Source organism: Streptococcus sp. ALY_208 (assembly GCF_058314295.1).
Genome location: NZ_JBZFUI010000005.1, coordinates 172,472 through 187,667, shown reverse-complemented (window position 1 = coordinate 187,667; position 15,196 = coordinate 172,472). Strand labels below are relative to the sequence as shown.

At 39.6% G+C, this 15,196-nt stretch carries 18 protein-coding genes and 3 tRNA genes; 15 read left to right on the top strand and 6 right to left on the bottom strand.

Annotated elements, in window-relative coordinates:
• Positions 1 to 241 precede the first annotated feature (241 nt).
• From rpsP to radC, 12 genes are all read left to right on the top strand, one after another.
• A complete protein-coding gene (rpsP, locus tag AC4HAI_RS06615; protein ID WP_491079723.1) occupies positions 242 to 514 on the top strand; it encodes a 30S ribosomal protein S16 in 273 nt (90 codons plus the stop codon).
• Positions 515 to 525: 11 nt separating this feature from the next.
• A complete protein-coding gene (locus AC4HAI_RS06610) occupies positions 526 to 765 on the top strand; it encodes a KH domain-containing protein (RefSeq protein WP_491079722.1) in 240 nt (79 codons plus the stop codon).
• A gap of 84 nt (positions 766 to 849) precedes the next feature.
• Positions 850 to 921, top strand: a tRNA-Gln gene (locus tag AC4HAI_RS06605).
• 17 nt (positions 922 to 938) lie between these two features.
• Positions 939 to 1,022: transfer RNA gene (locus AC4HAI_RS06600), tRNA-Leu, on the top strand.
• 17 nt (positions 1,023 to 1,039) lie between these two features.
• Positions 1,040 to 1,113: transfer RNA gene (locus AC4HAI_RS06595), tRNA-Arg, on the top strand.
• A 158-nt stretch (positions 1,114 to 1,271) separates the two neighbouring features.
• The gene (rimM, locus tag AC4HAI_RS06590; protein ID WP_491079721.1) at positions 1,272 to 1,793 is read left to right on the top strand and encodes a ribosome maturation factor RimM; all 522 of its coding nucleotides are present in this window, start codon (positions 1,272 to 1,274) and stop codon (positions 1,791 to 1,793) included.
• Positions 1,783 to 2,502 carry a tRNA (guanosine(37)-N1)-methyltransferase TrmD gene (trmD, locus tag AC4HAI_RS06585; RefSeq protein WP_491079727.1) on the top strand — a complete coding sequence of 240 codons (720 nt, stop codon included), beginning with the start codon at positions 1,783 to 1,785 and terminating at the stop codon, positions 2,500 to 2,502. Before rimM ends, trmD begins: the two co-directional genes overlap by 11 nt.
• 11 nt (positions 2,503 to 2,513) lie before the next feature.
• Positions 2,514 to 3,512 (top strand): NAD(P)/FAD-dependent oxidoreductase, encoded by a 999-nt coding sequence (locus tag AC4HAI_RS06580; protein WP_491079720.1) that lies wholly within the window; start codon positions 2,514 to 2,516, stop codon positions 3,510 to 3,512.
• Positions 3,513 to 3,630: 118 nt separating this feature from the next.
• Positions 3,631 to 4,374 carry a DeoR/GlpR family DNA-binding transcription regulator gene (locus AC4HAI_RS06575; RefSeq protein ID WP_491079726.1) on the top strand — a complete coding sequence of 248 codons (744 nt, stop codon included), beginning with the start codon at positions 3,631 to 3,633 and terminating at the stop codon, positions 4,372 to 4,374.
• Complete coding sequence (gene pfkB, locus AC4HAI_RS06570) at positions 4,371 to 5,282, top strand: 1-phosphofructokinase (protein ID WP_491079719.1); 912 nt, start codon at positions 4,371 to 4,373, stop codon at positions 5,280 to 5,282. The genes AC4HAI_RS06575 and pfkB overlap by 4 nt, the downstream gene beginning before the upstream one ends.
• On the top strand, positions 5,279 to 7,282 hold the full coding sequence (locus tag AC4HAI_RS06565) for a PTS fructose transporter subunit IIABC (protein WP_491079718.1): 2,004 nt from the start codon (positions 5,279 to 5,281) through the stop codon (positions 7,280 to 7,282). The genes pfkB and AC4HAI_RS06565 overlap by 4 nt, the downstream gene beginning before the upstream one ends.
• Before the next feature lie 93 nt (positions 7,283 to 7,375).
• Positions 7,376 to 8,059 carry a RadC family protein gene (gene radC / locus AC4HAI_RS06560; RefSeq protein WP_491079717.1) on the top strand — a complete coding sequence of 228 codons (684 nt, stop codon included), beginning with the start codon at positions 7,376 to 7,378 and terminating at the stop codon, positions 8,057 to 8,059.
• On the opposite strand, the gene AC4HAI_RS06555 is transcribed toward radC, so the two are convergent.
• The 6 genes from AC4HAI_RS06555 to AC4HAI_RS06530 form a co-directional block, all read right to left on the bottom strand.
• Positions 8,056 to 8,751, bottom strand: a complete 696-nt coding sequence (locus AC4HAI_RS06555; RefSeq protein WP_491079716.1) for a gamma-glutamyl-gamma-aminobutyrate hydrolase family protein — start codon at positions 8,749 to 8,751, stop codon at positions 8,056 to 8,058. The genes radC and AC4HAI_RS06555 overlap by 4 nt on opposite strands.
• A gap of 28 nt (positions 8,752 to 8,779) precedes the next feature.
• The gene (locus AC4HAI_RS06550; protein ID WP_491079725.1) at positions 8,780 to 9,415 is read right to left on the bottom strand and encodes a redox-sensing transcriptional repressor Rex; all 636 of its coding nucleotides are present in this window, start codon (positions 9,413 to 9,415) and stop codon (positions 8,780 to 8,782) included.
• Positions 9,416 to 9,520: 105 nt separating this feature from the next.
• The gene (locus tag AC4HAI_RS06545) at positions 9,521 to 9,874 is read right to left on the bottom strand and encodes a DUF1831 domain-containing protein (RefSeq protein WP_491110939.1); all 354 of its coding nucleotides are present in this window, start codon (positions 9,872 to 9,874) and stop codon (positions 9,521 to 9,523) included.
• A 2-nt stretch (positions 9,875 to 9,876) separates the two neighbouring features.
• Positions 9,877 to 10,992, bottom strand: a complete 1,116-nt coding sequence (locus tag AC4HAI_RS06540; protein WP_491110942.1) for a cysteine desulfurase family protein — start codon at positions 10,990 to 10,992, stop codon at positions 9,877 to 9,879.
• Between the two features lie 2 nt (positions 10,993 to 10,994).
• A complete protein-coding gene (locus tag AC4HAI_RS06535; RefSeq protein ID WP_491079714.1) occupies positions 10,995 to 11,963 on the bottom strand; it encodes a ribose-phosphate diphosphokinase in 969 nt (322 codons plus the stop codon).
• Positions 11,964 to 12,106: 143 nt separating this feature from the next.
• Positions 12,107 to 12,685 carry a CYTH domain-containing protein gene (locus AC4HAI_RS06530; RefSeq protein ID WP_491110938.1) on the bottom strand — a complete coding sequence of 193 codons (579 nt, stop codon included), beginning with the start codon at positions 12,683 to 12,685 and terminating at the stop codon, positions 12,107 to 12,109.
• A gap of 126 nt (positions 12,686 to 12,811) precedes the next feature.
• On the opposite strand from AC4HAI_RS06530, the gene yjbM reads away from it, so the two are divergent.
• From yjbM to AC4HAI_RS06515, 3 genes are read left to right on the top strand one after another with little or no spacing between them, the layout of a single operon-like run.
• Positions 12,812 to 13,477 carry a GTP diphosphokinase gene (yjbM, locus tag AC4HAI_RS06525; RefSeq protein WP_491079751.1) on the top strand — a complete coding sequence of 222 codons (666 nt, stop codon included), beginning with the start codon at positions 12,812 to 12,814 and terminating at the stop codon, positions 13,475 to 13,477.
• Positions 13,452 to 14,291, top strand: a complete 840-nt coding sequence (locus tag AC4HAI_RS06520) for an NAD kinase (RefSeq protein ID WP_491110937.1) — start codon at positions 13,452 to 13,454, stop codon at positions 14,289 to 14,291. The genes yjbM and AC4HAI_RS06520 overlap by 26 nt, the downstream gene beginning before the upstream one ends.
• On the top strand, positions 14,288 to 15,181 hold the full coding sequence (locus tag AC4HAI_RS06515) for an RluA family pseudouridine synthase (RefSeq protein ID WP_491110936.1): 894 nt from the start codon (positions 14,288 to 14,290) through the stop codon (positions 15,179 to 15,181). The genes AC4HAI_RS06520 and AC4HAI_RS06515 overlap by 4 nt, the downstream gene beginning before the upstream one ends.
• The last annotated feature ends 15 nt before the right edge of the window (positions 15,182 to 15,196 follow it).

Below are 15,196 nucleotides of genomic sequence, written 5' to 3'. Positions count from 1 at the left end.
GCTTTGATGACTAGGTATTTCTTTGACTCTATCATAGTTAGTTCTATTTTCCTCATCTTTCTAGTTTACCAGACGGGACATTTTCACATTCGACCTAGCTAAGACATTATCATTTTCGAATGATAAAAATAAAATGGTGTCAAGAAAAAAACTTGACACCATTTTATTTTATGGTATACTAGTCAAAGTAGAGGGCTTAGTTAAGTTCTCGATCAATAATCTACAGAAAAGAGAATTAAAAATGGCAGTAAAAATCCGTTTGACTCGTATGGGGTCTAAGAAAAAACCGTTTTATCGTATCAATGTAGCAGATTCACGTGCACCACGTGATGGTCGTTTTATCGAAACAGTTGGAACTTATAATCCTTTGGTGGCTGAAAATCAAGTTACTCTTAAGGAGGAGCGTGTTCTTGACTGGTTGTCAAAAGGTGCCCAACCTTCAGATACTGTTCGTAATATTCTTTCACGTGAAGGAATTATGAAAAAATTCCACGATTCTAAATACTCAAAATAATCACTTAGCTTATGGATACCATTGAAAATCTTATTATCGCAATTGTTAAACCCTTGATTACTAAACCTGATGAGTTCACAGTCAAGGTCTCAGAAGGTTCTGGTTTTATGGAGTATCATCTCGATTTAGCTTCAGAGGATATCGGCCGTGTAATTGGCAAAAAGGGGCGGACGATTATGGCGATAAGATCGATTGTTTACTCGGTTCCAGTTGAAACTAAGAAAGTTAGAATTATAATTGATGAGAAGTAGCGGTTTATACTGTTACTTTTTATTTGTAAAAATAAAAAATGGCATTGACAGGAATTGGTAATTACCGTATAATAATTTCTGCATTGGGGTATAGCCAAGCGGTAAGGCAAGGGACTTTGACTCCCTCATGCGTTGGTTCGAATCCAGCTACCCCAGTTTTTGTTTTATACCGTGCCGGCGTGGCGGAATTGGCAGACGCGCTGGACTCAAAATCCAGTGTCCTCACGGACGTGCCGGTTCGACCCCGGCCGCCGGTATAAGTAGATAATTACCAGCACCCTTAGCTCAACTGGATAGAGTACCTGACTACGAATCAGGCGGTTAGAGGTTCGACTCCTCTAGGGTGCATATTATTGGTCAAAAGCCTACTGGGGGCTTTTTATTATTATCTTTTATCTGATTTTATTGATGTCAATAGCTATGATATGAAGAATTTTCGACTAGGCAGGAGATCTTCATAGTGGTAAAATAGTGGAGAATGAATTTATAAACTAAAGGAAAAATCTATGGAATATTATAACGTAGGTAAGATTGTTAATACACAGGGTCTTCAGGGCGAAATGCGTGTCTTATCAGTTACTGATTTTGCAGATGAACGATTTAAAAAAGGTGTGATTTTATCATTGTTTGATCCTAAGGATCGTTTTGTGCAAGATGTTGAAATAGCTAGTCATCGTCAGTATAAAAATTTTGATATTATTAAGTTCAAAGGGATGTATCATATCAATGCGATTGAAAAATACAAGGGCTATATGCTTAAAGTGTCAGAGGATCATTTGACAGATTTAGAGGAAGGTGAGTTTTATTATCATGAAATTATAGGTCTAGAGGTTTATGAAGACGATCGATACATTGGTGTGATTAAAGAAATTCTCCAGCCCGGTGCTAATGATGTTTGGGTTGTGCGGCGTCAAGGGAAACGTGATCTCTTATTGCCTTATATTCCCTCTGTGATTCTTGATATCGATGTAGATGGTAAGCGTGTAGATGTCAATATCTTAGAAGGATTAGATGACGATGAAGATTGATATTTTGACGCTTTTTCCAGATATGTTTGCGCCATTGGAGCATTCTATCGTAGGAAAGGCTCAGGAAAAAGGATTATTGGAAGTCCATTATCATAATTTTCGTAACTATGCTGAAAAGTCCCGTCATGTCGATGATGAACCCTATGGTGGTGGGCAAGGGATGCTACTGAGGGCGCAGCCAATTTTTGATACAATGGATCAGATTGAAGCTGTTAATCCTCGGGTGATTCTTCTAGATCCTGCTGGGCGTCGATTTGATCAGACTTATGCTGAAGAGCTAGCCCAAGAAGACGAGCTCATTTTTATTTGTGGTCATTATGAAGGTTATGATGAGCGGATTAAGACACTAGTAACAGATGAAATTTCCCTAGGTGATTTCGTATTGACTGGTGGTGAGCTAGCTGCTATGAGTATTGTAGATGCTACTGTTCGTTTAATACCAGATGTCTTAGGTAAGCAGGCCAGTCATCAAGATGATAGTTTTTCATCTGGTTTGCTAGAATTTCCTCAGTATACGAGGCCCTATGATTTTCGAGGCATGAAGGTTCCAGATGTTTTAATGAGTGGTCATCACGATAATATTCGTCAGTGGCGTATAGAGCAGAGTTTGAGAAAAACGTTAGAACGTCGCCCAGACCTTTTAGAAACTTATGAGATGTCGCCAGAGGAAAAAAGGATTTTTCAATCTATTAAGGATGAAATTGATTAAGGGAGGAAACAATGTCTGAACACGACATAAGAGATATTACTATTATTGGTGGCGGACCAGTTGGACTATTTGCCGCTTTCTATGCTGGTTTACGTGGCATGAGTGTGGCTATCATTGAGTCACTTTCTGAACTCGGTGGTCAGCCAGCTATTCTCTACCCTGAAAAAGTCATTTATGATATTCCAGCTATTCCAGCTGTAACAGGTGCTCAATTAACGGAGCAGTTAATTCAGCAGTTAGATCGCTTTAAAGATAGGACGACTATTTATCTTAAGGAAGAAGTAGAAACTTTTGAAAAGGTTGATGGTATTTTCCATATCACAACTAATAAAGCTAAGCATTATAGCCGTGCTATTGTTATTGCCTGTGGAAATGGGGCTTTTAATCCACGCCAGCTAGGGCTAGAGGGGGAGAAAGACTATGCAGATCACAATCTGTTCTACAATGTCTGCAATTTAGAGCAGTTCGCTGATCAAAATGTTGTGATTTGTGGTGGTGGTGATTCGGCAGTTGACTGGGCTCTACATTTAGAGACTATTGCTAGGAGTGTCACCTTGGTACATCGGCGTGATGCCTTTCGTGCCCATGAGCATAGCGTTGAGCAGCTTAAGGGATCTTCGGTTAAGGTGCTGACACCTTTTGTGCCAGTTGAGCTTAGGGGAGATGACGGTAGAGTTGTCGGCATGACTGTCCAAAAGGTCAAGTCAGACGAGGTTATTGATCTTAGTCTGGATACTCTGATTGTTAGCTTTGGATTTTCGACTAATAATAAAAATTTAAAAAATTGGGGGATCGATTATAAACGCTCCAGCATCTCTGTTTCTCCTGTATTTGAGACCAGTCAAGACGGTGTCTATGCTATTGGTGATGCGGCTGACTATGCTGGTAAAGTTGAATTGATCGCTACTGGCTTTGGTGAAGCTCCGACAGCGATCAATCATGCGATTAATTATATTTATCCTGATAGAAATAACCGGTCCGTGCATTCTACCTCATTGATCAAGGAGTGATAGGAACGTCAGATTTAAAAAATCTGACGTTTTTTGGTGGAATATGAATGAAAACGGTTGACATGTGATTAAAATAGCCTATAATAGAGAATGTAAACGATTGCAAGGGGGTGTCGATATTCTAAAATCTGAGCGCAAAAAGATTATTGTTTCAAAGATTCAATCCGAAGATTTTGTGACACTTGAGAGTTTAGTAGAGATACTTGATACCTCAGAATCTACTGTTCGAAGGGACTTAGATGAGCTTGAAGCTGAACATCAGTTGCGCCGTGTGCACGGAGGGGCTGAAAAATTACATAGTTTACAAGAAGAACTGACCAATCAGCAAAAAGCGATCAAAAACGTTCACGAAAAGAAGCGTATCGCTAAAGAAGCTGCTAGTCTTATTGAAACTGGTGAGGTTATCTTTATAGAAGCTGGTACAACTAATGGATTGTTGGTCAATGAGATCAACCGTCAAGATATTACGGTTGTTACAAATTCTCCCCAGCATGCTATTAGTTTGGCGAGTAAGAGTATTCCGACTATCATTATTGGTGGCAATGTCAAAGAAACAACTGATGCAAATATCGGTCCCATTGCTGTTAATCAGATTAGCCAGCTTAATTTTGATAAGGCTTTTCTTGGGACAAACGGCATTGATGAAGACTATCTGACAACTCCGGATATTTTTGAAGCTAGTATCAAGCAAGCCATTATAACTAGTAGTAAAGCTACCTATGTTCTCACTGATAGCACAAAGTTGGATCAAATTTCTTTTGCCAAGTTTGCTAAAGTGAACGAGGTGACTTTGATAGTGGATCGTTCGCCCCAGTCACTTGTATATACGTTGAAAGAGAAAACGGAGGTGGTAGAAGTATGATTTATACAGTAACCCTTAATCCTTCGATTGACTATATCGTTCGTCTAGAAAAAGTTAATATTGGAAGTGTTAACCGCATGGACAGTGATGATAAGTTTGCGGGAGGAAAAGGTATCAATGTTAGCCGTATTCTTAAACGATGCGGCATTGATAATACGGCGACTGGATTTATCGGTGGTTTTACGGGTAAATTTGTTGAGGAAGGCTTAGTAGCTGAAGATATTCAAACACGCTTTGTGACTGTTGATCAGGATACACGCATCAATGTGAAGATTAAAGCAGATGATGAAACTGAGATCAATGGTCAGGGGCCTCAGATTACAGATGCACAATTAAGAGAATTAGAAGCTGTGTTTGATCAACTGGGGTCTGAGGATACTGTTGTTTTTGCTGGATCAGCGCCCAGTAACTTAGGCAATCAGATCTATAATCGTCTGATTCCGCTAGTTCGTGAGACAGGGGCTCAAGTAGTGTGTGATTTTGAGGGACAGACTCTCTTAGATTCTCTTAATTTCCAACCACTTTTGGTCAAGCCTAATAATCATGAACTTGAGGCAATTTTTAATGTCAAGTTAGATGGTTTGGCGGATGTTGAAAAGTATGCGCGTGAGATACTTGCCAAGGGTGCCCAAAATGTCATCATCTCTATGGCTGGAGACGGTGCACTCTTAGTTACACCGGATGCTGCCTACTTTGCTAAGCCTATCAAAGGGCAGGTGAAAAATTCTGTTGGGGCTGGTGATTCGATGGTTGCTGGTTTTACTGGTGAATTTATTAAGTCAGCAGATCCAGTGGAAGCACTCAAATGGGGGGTTGCCTGCGGTACAGCAACTGCCTTTTCGGATGATTTAGCAAGTATTGAGTTTATTAAGGATACATATCAAAAAGTAGAGGTAGAAAAACTATGAAAATTCAAGATGTCCTAAACAAAGAGGTCATGCTTCTTGATTTGCAAGCGACTACCAAGGAAGCAGCTATCGATGAGATGATTGCTAGCTTGGTAGATAAGGGTGTTGTGACAGATTTTGATGTTTTTAAAAAAGGTATCATGGATCGTGAAGCCCAAACATCAACAGGCCTTGGGGATGGTATTGCCATGCCTCACAGTAAGAATAAAGCTGTGACGGAAGCAACGGTGCTTTTTGCTAAGTCTAGTAAAGGTGTTGATTATGAAGCATTGGATGGTCAACCAACAGATTTATTCTTTATGATTGCAGCACCAGATGGTGCTAATGATACGCATTTAGCAGCTCTTGCTGAGTTGTCCAAGTATTTGATGAAGCCTGGATTCGCAGATAGTTTGCGCAAGGTGACCAGTCCTGATCAAGTGATTGCAACTTTTGATGCAGAGGAAGAAAAAAATGAAGCGCAAGCAGCGCAAAAAGCTGCAGCACAGCAAGAAGCAGTCAATTCAGATAAACCGCTTATCGTTGCTGTTACGGCATGTACAACAGGAATTGCCCACACTTACATGGCTGAAGAAGCTCTCATCAAACAAGGTGAGGAAATGGGCGTCACCGTTCGTGTTGAAACAAATGGTGCTTCTGGTGTTGGTAATGCATTGACAGCAGATGAGATTGCAAAAGCACAGGGTGTTATCATTGCTGCGGATAAAGCTGTTGAGACTTCTCGTTTTGATGGTAAACAGTTGATTTCTAAACCGGTTGCTGCTGGTATTCGTGAGCCAGAAGTGCTCATTCAAAATATCTTAGATGGTAAGGGTGAAACTTTCCATGCAACGGATGCAGCTGCGTCAAGCTCTGCTGAGGAATCAAAAGGTCTGGGCAGTGCTTTCTATAAACACCTCATGAGTGGTGTTTCACAAATGCTGCCATTCGTTATCGGTGGTGGTATCATGATTGCCCTTTCATTCCTTATTGACCAAGGAATGGGTGTACCAAAATCTCAACTTAGCCACTTGGGTAATTATCATTTGATTGCAGCGCTTTTCAATCAAATTGGTAATGCAGCTTTTGATTTTATGCTACCTATCCTTGCTGGTTATATCGCTTACTCCATTGCTGAGAAACCTGGCTTGATTGCCGGTTTTGTAGCTGGTAGTATGGCTAAAATAGGATTGGATTACAGCCACATTGTCCATTATGATAAATTTGCTTCAATTACTTCGGAAAACAAACTTACAGAAGCAGTTAATAAAATCGTTTCTGGACAAGTACCTTCAGGATTTCTTGGAGCCTTGGTTGGTGGTTTTCTAGCTGGTGGTGTTGTTCTTCTTCTAAGGAAGTATATAAAAGTTCCACGTTCACTTGATGGTATTAAATCTATTCTTTTATTACCATTACTTGGTGTTGCTATTACTGGTTTCTTGATGCTCTTGGTGAATATCCCAATGGGCGCTATCAATACAGCCTTGAACGACTTCCTCCAAGGATTGTCTGGTGCGTCAGCTATCTTACTTGGTTTGGTTGTTGGTGGTATGATGGCCATCGATATGGGTGGACCGTTCAATAAGGCTGCTTATATCTTTGGTACAGGTACACTGGCTGAAACAGTAGCAAGCGGTGGTTCTGTGGCTATGGCAGCAGTAATGGCTGGTGGTATGGTACCGCCATTGGCTGTCTTTGTGGCTACTCGCTTATTCCCTGCTAAGTTTACACAAGAAGAACGTGATTCAGGTTTGACTAATATTGTTATGGGCTTATCATTTATCACAGAAGGCGCTATTCCATTTGGTGCTGCTGACCCAGTTCGTGCTATTCCTAGCTTTATGGCTGGTTCAGCTCTTACAGGTGCCTTAGTTGGTCTATCAGGCATTAAGTTGATGGCTCCACACGGTGGTGTATTCGTTGTTGCTCTAACGACTAACTGGTGGCTCTATCTTGTCTATGTCGCTATTGGTGCTATTGTATCTGGTATACTCTTTGGAGTGTTACGTAAGGCAAAATAATTTAAGAAATAAATAGTAGAAATGGTTAGAAATTTTTATTTCTAACCATTTTTTTGATTTTATTTTACGAATATATAGATGGAGGATATTATTATGTATACTATTGGAATTTCAAATGATGCCTTAAAGCCCAGAGAGCGTTTAATGGCTCAAGGGGCAGAAGAACTCAGTCATCAGGAACTATTAGCGATTATATTACGTACTGGGACAAAAAAAGAGCCAGTCTTATCTTTAGCTAATCATATTATTAGTCAGATGGATAGCTTGGCTGATTTTCGTCAACTCTCTTTAAAAGAGTTGCAAAAGCTTGATGGTATAGGACCTGTGAAAGCTATAGAAATCAAGGCGATATTAGAATTTTCAAGACGTGTCAACAATGCAGTGCCTGAAAAGCGTGAGCGTATCCTTTCTAGCAGTCAATTGGCCAAAAAAATGATTGAGGAGTTGAGAGATAAAAGGCAGGAACATTTAGTTGCTCTTTATTTAGATACCCAGAATCGTTTGCTCAAGCAGCAAACGATCTTTATTGGCAGTGTTCGTCACTCTATTGCTGAGCCACGTGAAATTCTTCATCATGCTTGTAAGTTGATGGCGACTTCACTGATTGTTGTCCACAATCATCCTTCGGGGCAGCCACGTCCTAGTCATCATGATATTGATTTTACCGAAAAAATAAAACGATGCTGTGACGACTTAGGAGTAGATTTCCTAGATCACATCATCGTTGGTAGTAAAAGTTATTATAGCTTTCGAGAAAGGAGTGACTTGATTCTTTAGAGCTCGTTAACAAAATAATCAAAGAGCTGTTGATCTGCAGAGCGATGATTTAAAAGTAATTCAGGATGCCACTGAACTCCCATGAAATGGATGTCTGGATTATTGGATTGAACAGCCTCTATTGTTTTATCATCAGGATCCATAGCTATCACATCTAAAAATGGTGATAATTCTTTGATACTTTGATGATGAAAAGAATTTATTTCTGTGGTTTTTCCATAAAATTCCGCTAGTTTTGAGTCCTCTTTGACAGACATACGATGGTAGAGGTAGTCACTAGGTTCATCTTGCCAATGATTTTCAATCGCCTGGTTGAGGCTTCCCCCCAGTGCCACATTCATCAGCTGGGTACCACGACATACTGAAAAAATAGGTTTTTCTTGCCGGATTGCCTCATCAATGATAGCAAATTCAAAGATGTCCCGTTTTCGTAAAAAGTCATCATCACTTGCAGTATTTTCTTCATGATAGAAGTCTGGGTCAATGTTTTGACCTCCGATTAAAAGAATTTTATCTACCTTTTCGACATAATCTTTAGCCTCTTGGGGGGGTCCTATAGGAATAAGCAGAGGAAGTCCACCTGCACGTTGTACACCCTGGATAAATCCTGTTGGTGCATAACTCCACATAATACCTGTATTGGGATTGGGTCTTTCATTTGTTGTAATACCAATAATTGGTTTAGGGGCCATAGACATCCTCCTTTAAATGTTTTTTCTATTAATCCTGATTCATAAAATAGAGTAGAGTTTGTAATTCACTGGTTAAATCGACATACTGGACAAAGACACCTTTAGGTAGATCTAAATTGACAGGTGAGAAACTCAAGATCCCCTTGATACCAGCTTCTACTAGCTGTTCAGATACTTCTTGAGCCTTGATGCTAGGTACTGTTAGGATAGCTGTTTGGCAGTCTGAATTTGCCAGTTTTTCCTTAAGGCTTGAGATGCCATAAATAGGAATATCATCAGTAGTTTTAGTGCCTACCAGCTCATTATCATCTGTATCAAACGCCATGATGATTTTCATTTTATTGCGCTCATGGAAGCGATAGTGAAGAAGTGCTCTTCCCATATTGCCACAACCTACTAGAGCAACATTGGTAATAGAATGATCATGGAGAATATCTGCAAAGAAGTTCATCAATTTTTTGACATCATAGCCGAAACCTCTACGACCGAGCTCACCAAAATATGAGAAATCTCTACGTACGGTAGCTGAGTCAACACCAATTGCTTCAGCAATTTGTTTAGAACTTGCTTTTTCAATATTTTCTGCGTTAAAGCGCTTAAAAATTCTATAGTAGAGTGAAAGTCGTTTTGCTGTCGCTTTAGGGATGGATTTGTCAATGGCCATATGATCAACTCCTAATTTCATTTAAAATTCAACTAGATTATAAACTAAGTTTGTGAAAACTGCAACAAATTAACTAATATAAAAAACCTATAAATAATATAGGTTTTAGCTATCAACTCTTTCTTTTGTAAAAATATCGCGTTCTACGAGACTGTCCATTAGAAAATAAAATTTATCTTGGATAATGTTCAGCTTGTCATTTTTAAAAATATTGACCTGACGTAGCCCTGACTGGTCTGTAATGATTAATTTAAAGGAAGTGAGGTCTTTATTGACCGTGAGCTTCAAAGGAAAGCCATTACCAGAATTAGGCACTTCTTCGAGAAGTCTATTCAGTTCATAGTGACCAAGCTTGTTTTGTTCAAAAGTAGTATCAATTAACGTATACTTTCGGACATTACTTGTAAGGGTGTAACGATATAGGCAATCATCAAGGTGGATAGTTTTTTCAAAAGCCATTGTTAAGAAAGTATCTCCTTTAATTTAGTAGTGAGTTGTTCAACATCTTGTGGCAGGGTTTGATCTGAGAAGCTGATTCGAATGGATTCATGAAGTCTATCTGAATCATTACCATAGTAAGCAGCAAGTACATGACTAGGATCAACAGTGCCGGCTGTGCATGCTGATCCTGTTGAGACAGCTATCCCAGATAGATCCAGCTGGGTTAGAAGGAGGCCATTATTGCTAGATGGAAAACCAATATTGACAACATAGGGTAGCGTATTATCTGTGCCATTGAGGTAGTAGTCCATATTAGCTAGATTAGATAAGAGTTGTTCTCTTAAATTACTGACATGTTGGTAGTGGTTAGTCATATCTTGATAGGCTTCTGTCATAGCTTGAGCCATACCAGCTATCCCTACCATATTTTCTGTGCTTGCTCGTCTTTTATCTTCTTGCTCACCACCATGTAGGAGAGAATCCATATGTAGAGGGTGAGTATAGAGAAATCCAACTCCTTTAGGTCCATGAAATTTATGAGCAGAAGCAGATAAGAGATCAATCCCTAGCTTTTCTGGATAAATAGCAATTTTCCCCATGACTTGAACGGCATCAACATGAAAGACAGCTTGATGGTCAGCCAATAATTCTCCAAATTCTTGAATCGGAAGGAGATCACCAGTTTCATTGTTAGCAAACATGGTACTAACGAGAATGGTATCGTCTCTCAAAGCTTCTTTGAGGCTGTCTGTAGTGATTTTATTTTGGTCATTTGGCTGGAGATAAGTCACCTCAAAACCAAAACGGCTTTCAAGGTATTCCATGGTGTTGAGAACAGAATGATGCTCAATAGCTGTTGTGATAAGATGCTTTCCTTTATTTTGATTAGCAAGAGCATAGCCTTGTATAGCGGTATTATTAGCTTCTGTACCGCCCGATGTGAAGATAATATTTCTAGGCTGAGTTTCGAGAAGTTCAGCAATAGTCTGTCGATTGTCTCGGAGTAAGTGACTGGCTGTACGTCCATAATTATGGATACTTGAAGGATTTCCAAAATTATTGGTCATTACATTGGTCATGGTTTCGATAACACCAGGGGTTAAGGGAGTTGTGGCAGCATTATCGAGATAAATCATCATCAATTGTCCTCACTATCTGCAGTATAAGTAAAGAGTGGGCTGAGCGGTTTGTGATTATGGATGCGTGTAATAGCATCTCCAATGAGTGAGCTAGCTGAGAGATAGGTTACATTGCTACAGATATTTTCTTTCGTTGCGACTGAGTCTGTGACAAGAATCTCTTTAATAGGAGCAGTTTCTAAGATATCAGATGCACCGCCTGCAAATAGACCGTGACTGGCGACAGCATAGATGCTTGAGGCTCCCTCACGTTCAACAATTTTAGCAGCTTCGGCTAAGGTTTTACCGGTATTTAAAATGTCATCAATCAAAATAGCTTTTTTACCGGTTACTTCACCAATGATATAGCCCTCTTCACGGTGCATATCATCTTGATCGTAGTCGATAATAGCGATAGGAGCATCTAAATATTCAGCTAAACTGCGTGCCCGCTTGATGCCTGAATTTTTGGGGCTTACCACCACAACATTTGAACCTGTTAGCCCCATATTAATATAGTGTTCAGCAAAAAGAGGAACAGTAAAGAGGTTGTCTACAGGGATATCGAAAAAGCCTTGCACCTGAACAGCATGAAGGTCGAGAGTCAAAATTCTATCAGCTCCTGCCTTGACGAGCATGTTGGCAACTAATTTAGCAGTGATAGGTTCACGATGCTGGGCAATTCTATCTTGACGAGCGTAACCGAAATAAGGCAAGATGATATTGACAGAATTGGCACTAGCTCGCTTACAAGCGTCTATCATAATCAAGAGTTCCCAAAGATTGTCATTGACAGGGTAGTTTGTAGATTGAATGACATATATATCATAACCACGAACACTCTCTTCAATGTTAATCATAATTTCACCATCGGAAAATTGCTTGGAAGATACCTTGCTGAGTGGGATACCTGTGGCCTGAGAAATTTTCTCGGCAATTGCAGTATTTGATGTCAATGAAAATAATTTTGGGGTGCTTGTTGCTACCATAACAGTGTACTGTGCTCCTTATCTTTAAAACCTATGTGAAATGCTTTGTCCCTTATCCTGACGAAAGTAATAGGTGATCTTCATTCATATTTGCCTTTTTATTATAACAAAAAAAGCTGAAAAAATCAGCTTGGTAGGTGGATTTATCCCTGTTCTTCAGTGTACAGTGTTGAGCAAAAACGTGCCACTTTACTTTTAGCATATTTGAAATCAATAGACTGTTCCTTTAGAAAAGCTTCAAAATCTTTTTTGCCTTTCTGGGGATCTTGAACTTCGAGTTCTAGCTCATAGTCGATTCTTCCAGAGTAGTTGTTTTTATCGAGGGCCATCAAGCCAATGGGTGTCTGCTTTTCACGCCGAACAGTAGTTAAGTGGCCCAATTTTTTTAAAGCAGAGCACCTGATGCCGTTTTCAGTTAAAATTTCTTTAATAGCATTGTTTGGAAACTGGCAAGAATCAATGATTTGACGGGCTTCATCTCTAGTTAATTGGATATTATGCTCCATAGCACCAATCTCTTTTGGAATTTTCAAGGTGAGTTCGGCATCTTTATCGAAGGTTCGAATTCTGAGAGAAAGTCGCTTTTGACGCATCATAAAATCGTCTGTATCAAAATAGTAGTTGGTCTGAGTGATGGGGGGGATATGTGAAAAGAGAGTTTCCATTCGCTGGAATTCAGCCTTGTTCAACATAGTTTTATATTCGATTTCCAGATGGTTCATGGCGCTTTTCCTTTGCAATGCTTTTTATGATATAATGATTAAATAGATTTTATAAAAAAGTAGGTTATTTTACAAGAATCAGTTGTAAAATATCTGATTTAAACAGGAGTTAACAAATAGATTAAGATGGATTGGGAAACTTTTTTAGACCCCTACATTCAGGCTGTTGGCGAATTGAAGATAAAGTTTAGAGGAGCCAGAAAGCAATTCCAGAAACAAAATCAGCATTCCCCTATAGAGTTTGTCACAGGTCGTGTTAAACCGATTGAGAGTATTAAGGAAAAGATGGTTTTGAGAGGAGTGTCTCAAGAACATCTTGCTGAAGATATGCAGGATATTGCTGGTATTAGGATCATGGTCCAGTTTGTCGATGACGTCCAGGAAGTTTTGGAGCTAATCAGACGTCGTAAGGATATGACGATTGTTCAAGAGAGAGACTATATCAATAATCGTAAAGCGAGCGGTTATCGGTCTTACCATGTGATTGTTAATTATCCAGTTGAGACAATTAATGGACAAGAAATAGTTTTGGCAGAGATCCAAATTAGGACGTTGGCGATGAATTTCTGGGCAACAATTGAGCATTCTTTAAATTATAAGTATCGTGGGGATTTTCCTGAGGATATTCGTAATCGATTGGAAGTGACATCACGTATAGCTCTTGAGCTAGATGAAGAAATGCGCAAAATCAGAGATGATATTAAGGACGCCCAATTATTGTTTGACCCTCCAAGTAGAAAATTGAGTGATGGTGTAGGAAATAGTGATGATACAGACGAATTGTACCGATAAGCGACCATCTAGAGTTGCGATTATTGCAAATGGAAAATATCAGAGTAAGCGAGTAGCCTCTAAGATTTTTGCTTCTCTTAAGCACGATAAGGATTTTTATCTGAGTAAGGAAAATCCGGATATTGTTATTTCTATTGGCGGCGATGGAATGTTGCTGTCTGCTTTTCATATGTACGAGAAAAGTTTAGACACCGTGCGATTTGTCGGCATCCATACGGGTCATCTAGGATTTTACACGGATTATCGTGATTTTGAAGTTGATCAATTTCTTGAAAATCTGAAAAATGATAAGGGTGAAAGTATTTCTTATCCTTTGTTGAGTGTTAAATTGACCATGGCTGATGGACGTCTTGTTCAGGCGCGTGCGCTAAATGAAGCTAGTTTGCGTCGCCTGGAGAAGACAATGGTGGCTGATATTGCTATTAATGGTACTGCTCTTGAGCGATTTAGGGGCGATGGGGTTACGATTTCGACGCCAACTGGTAGTACTGCTTATAATAAATCCATTGGCGGAGCTGTCTTGCATCCTACAGTTGAAGCGTTTCAATTGACAGAGATAGCTAGTTTGAATAACAGGGTTTACCGGACGCTAGGAAGTTCGGTCATTATTCCCAAGGGTGAGGCGGTGACGATAGAGCCCAAGCGTGTTGGATCTTATACAGTTTCTATTGATAATAAGTCTTATAACTATCGTAATGTGGCTAAGATGGAATTAGCCTTGGATGAGAAAAAGATCCATTTTTTGTCTTCACCAAATCATACTGGATTTTGGGATCGTGTCAAAGAAGCCTTTATTGGTGAGGTCGAGGCATGATTTTTTCTTTTATAGCTGATCATCGTTGCAAGGTTAAGACTTTGCTAAAGCATCATGATATTTCAAAAGGATTGTTAGCAAAAATTAAGTTTCAGGGTGGAAATATTTGGGTTAATGATCAAGAGCAAAATGCAACTTATTTATTGGATATCGGTGATAAAGTGACTGTTAAAATTCCAGATGAAAAAGATATTAACTATCAGTTGAAGCCTGTCTATAGGGAATTGGCGATTGTATATGAAGATGATCATTTTTTAGTGCTAGATAAGCCGGCAGGGGTGGCTAGTATTCCAAGTTCTAACCATTCCAATACTATGGCTAATTTTGTTAAGGGATATTATTATGAACAGAACTATCCTAATAAGCAGATTCATATTGTGACTCGTTTGGATAGGGACACTAGTGGCCTGATGTTATTGGCTAAGCACGGCTACGCTCATGCTCGTATGGATAAACAATTGAAAAATCGTGCGATTGATAAGCGTTACTATGCTTTAGTATCTGGAACGGCTCCTATCGAAGAGGAGGGAGATATTATTGCTCCCATTGCTCGAGACAGCAGTAGCATTATAACGAGGTGTGTTGACGAGTCTGGAAAATATGCTCACACTAGCTATCGTATAGACCAGGATTTTGGTGAGGTTAAGCTGGTAGCTATCAAGCTGCATACAGGGCGTACTCACCAGATTCGTGTTCACTTTTCCCATCGAGGTTATCCGCTCTTGGGAGATGATTTATATGGGGGGGCTATGACTTTTGGAATAGAACGTCAGGCCTTGCATTGCTATCGTCTTAGCTTCTATAATCCCTTTTTAGAGAAAGAGCAGGTTTTTGAATCAAAGTTGACAGACGACTTTGAAAACGTTATCATGGGCTTGCAGGCTGATTAGAAATTGAGGAATATC

Bases quoted from the DNA above. Each gene is read 5' to 3' on its own strand.
- rpsP (WP_491079723.1), top strand. From the start codon at position 242: ATGGCAGTAAAAATCCGTTTGACTCGTATGGGGTCTAAGAAAAAACCG.
- AC4HAI_RS06610 (WP_491079722.1), top strand. From the start codon at position 526: ATGGATACCATTGAAAATCTTATTATCGCAATTGTTAAACCCTTGATT.
- rimM (WP_491079721.1), top strand. From the start codon at position 1,272: ATGGAATATTATAACGTAGGTAAGATTGTTAATACACAGGGTCTTCAG.
- trmD (WP_491079727.1), top strand. From the start codon at position 1,783: ATGAAGATTGATATTTTGACGCTTTTTCCAGATATGTTTGCGCCATTG.
- AC4HAI_RS06580 (WP_491079720.1), top strand. From the start codon at position 2,514: ATGTCTGAACACGACATAAGAGATATTACTATTATTGGTGGCGGACCA.
- pfkB (WP_491079719.1), top strand. From the start codon at position 4,371: ATGATTTATACAGTAACCCTTAATCCTTCGATTGACTATATCGTTCGT.
- AC4HAI_RS06565 (WP_491079718.1), top strand. From the start codon at position 5,279: ATGAAAATTCAAGATGTCCTAAACAAAGAGGTCATGCTTCTTGATTTG.
- radC (WP_491079717.1), top strand. From the start codon at position 7,376: ATGTATACTATTGGAATTTCAAATGATGCCTTAAAGCCCAGAGAGCGT.
- AC4HAI_RS06555 (WP_491079716.1), bottom strand. From the start codon at position 8,751: ATGGCCCCTAAACCAATTATTGGTATTACAACAAATGAAAGACCCAAT.
- AC4HAI_RS06550 (WP_491079725.1), bottom strand. From the start codon at position 9,415: ATGGCCATTGACAAATCCATCCCTAAAGCGACAGCAAAACGACTTTCA.
- AC4HAI_RS06545 (WP_491110939.1), bottom strand. From the start codon at position 9,874: ATGGCTTTTGAAAAAACTATCCACCTTGATGATTGCCTATATCGTTAC.
- AC4HAI_RS06540 (WP_491110942.1), bottom strand. From the start codon at position 10,992: ATGATTTATCTCGATAATGCTGCCACAACTCCCTTAACCCCTGGTGTT.
- AC4HAI_RS06535 (WP_491079714.1), bottom strand. From the start codon at position 11,963: ATGGTAGCAACAAGCACCCCAAAATTATTTTCATTGACATCAAATACT.
- AC4HAI_RS06530 (WP_491110938.1), bottom strand. From the start codon at position 12,685: ATGAACCATCTGGAAATCGAATATAAAACTATGTTGAACAAGGCTGAA.
- yjbM (WP_491079751.1), top strand. From the start codon at position 12,812: ATGGATTGGGAAACTTTTTTAGACCCCTACATTCAGGCTGTTGGCGAA.
- AC4HAI_RS06520 (WP_491110937.1), top strand. From the start codon at position 13,452: ATGATACAGACGAATTGTACCGATAAGCGACCATCTAGAGTTGCGATT.
- AC4HAI_RS06515 (WP_491110936.1), top strand. From the start codon at position 14,288: ATGATTTTTTCTTTTATAGCTGATCATCGTTGCAAGGTTAAGACTTTG.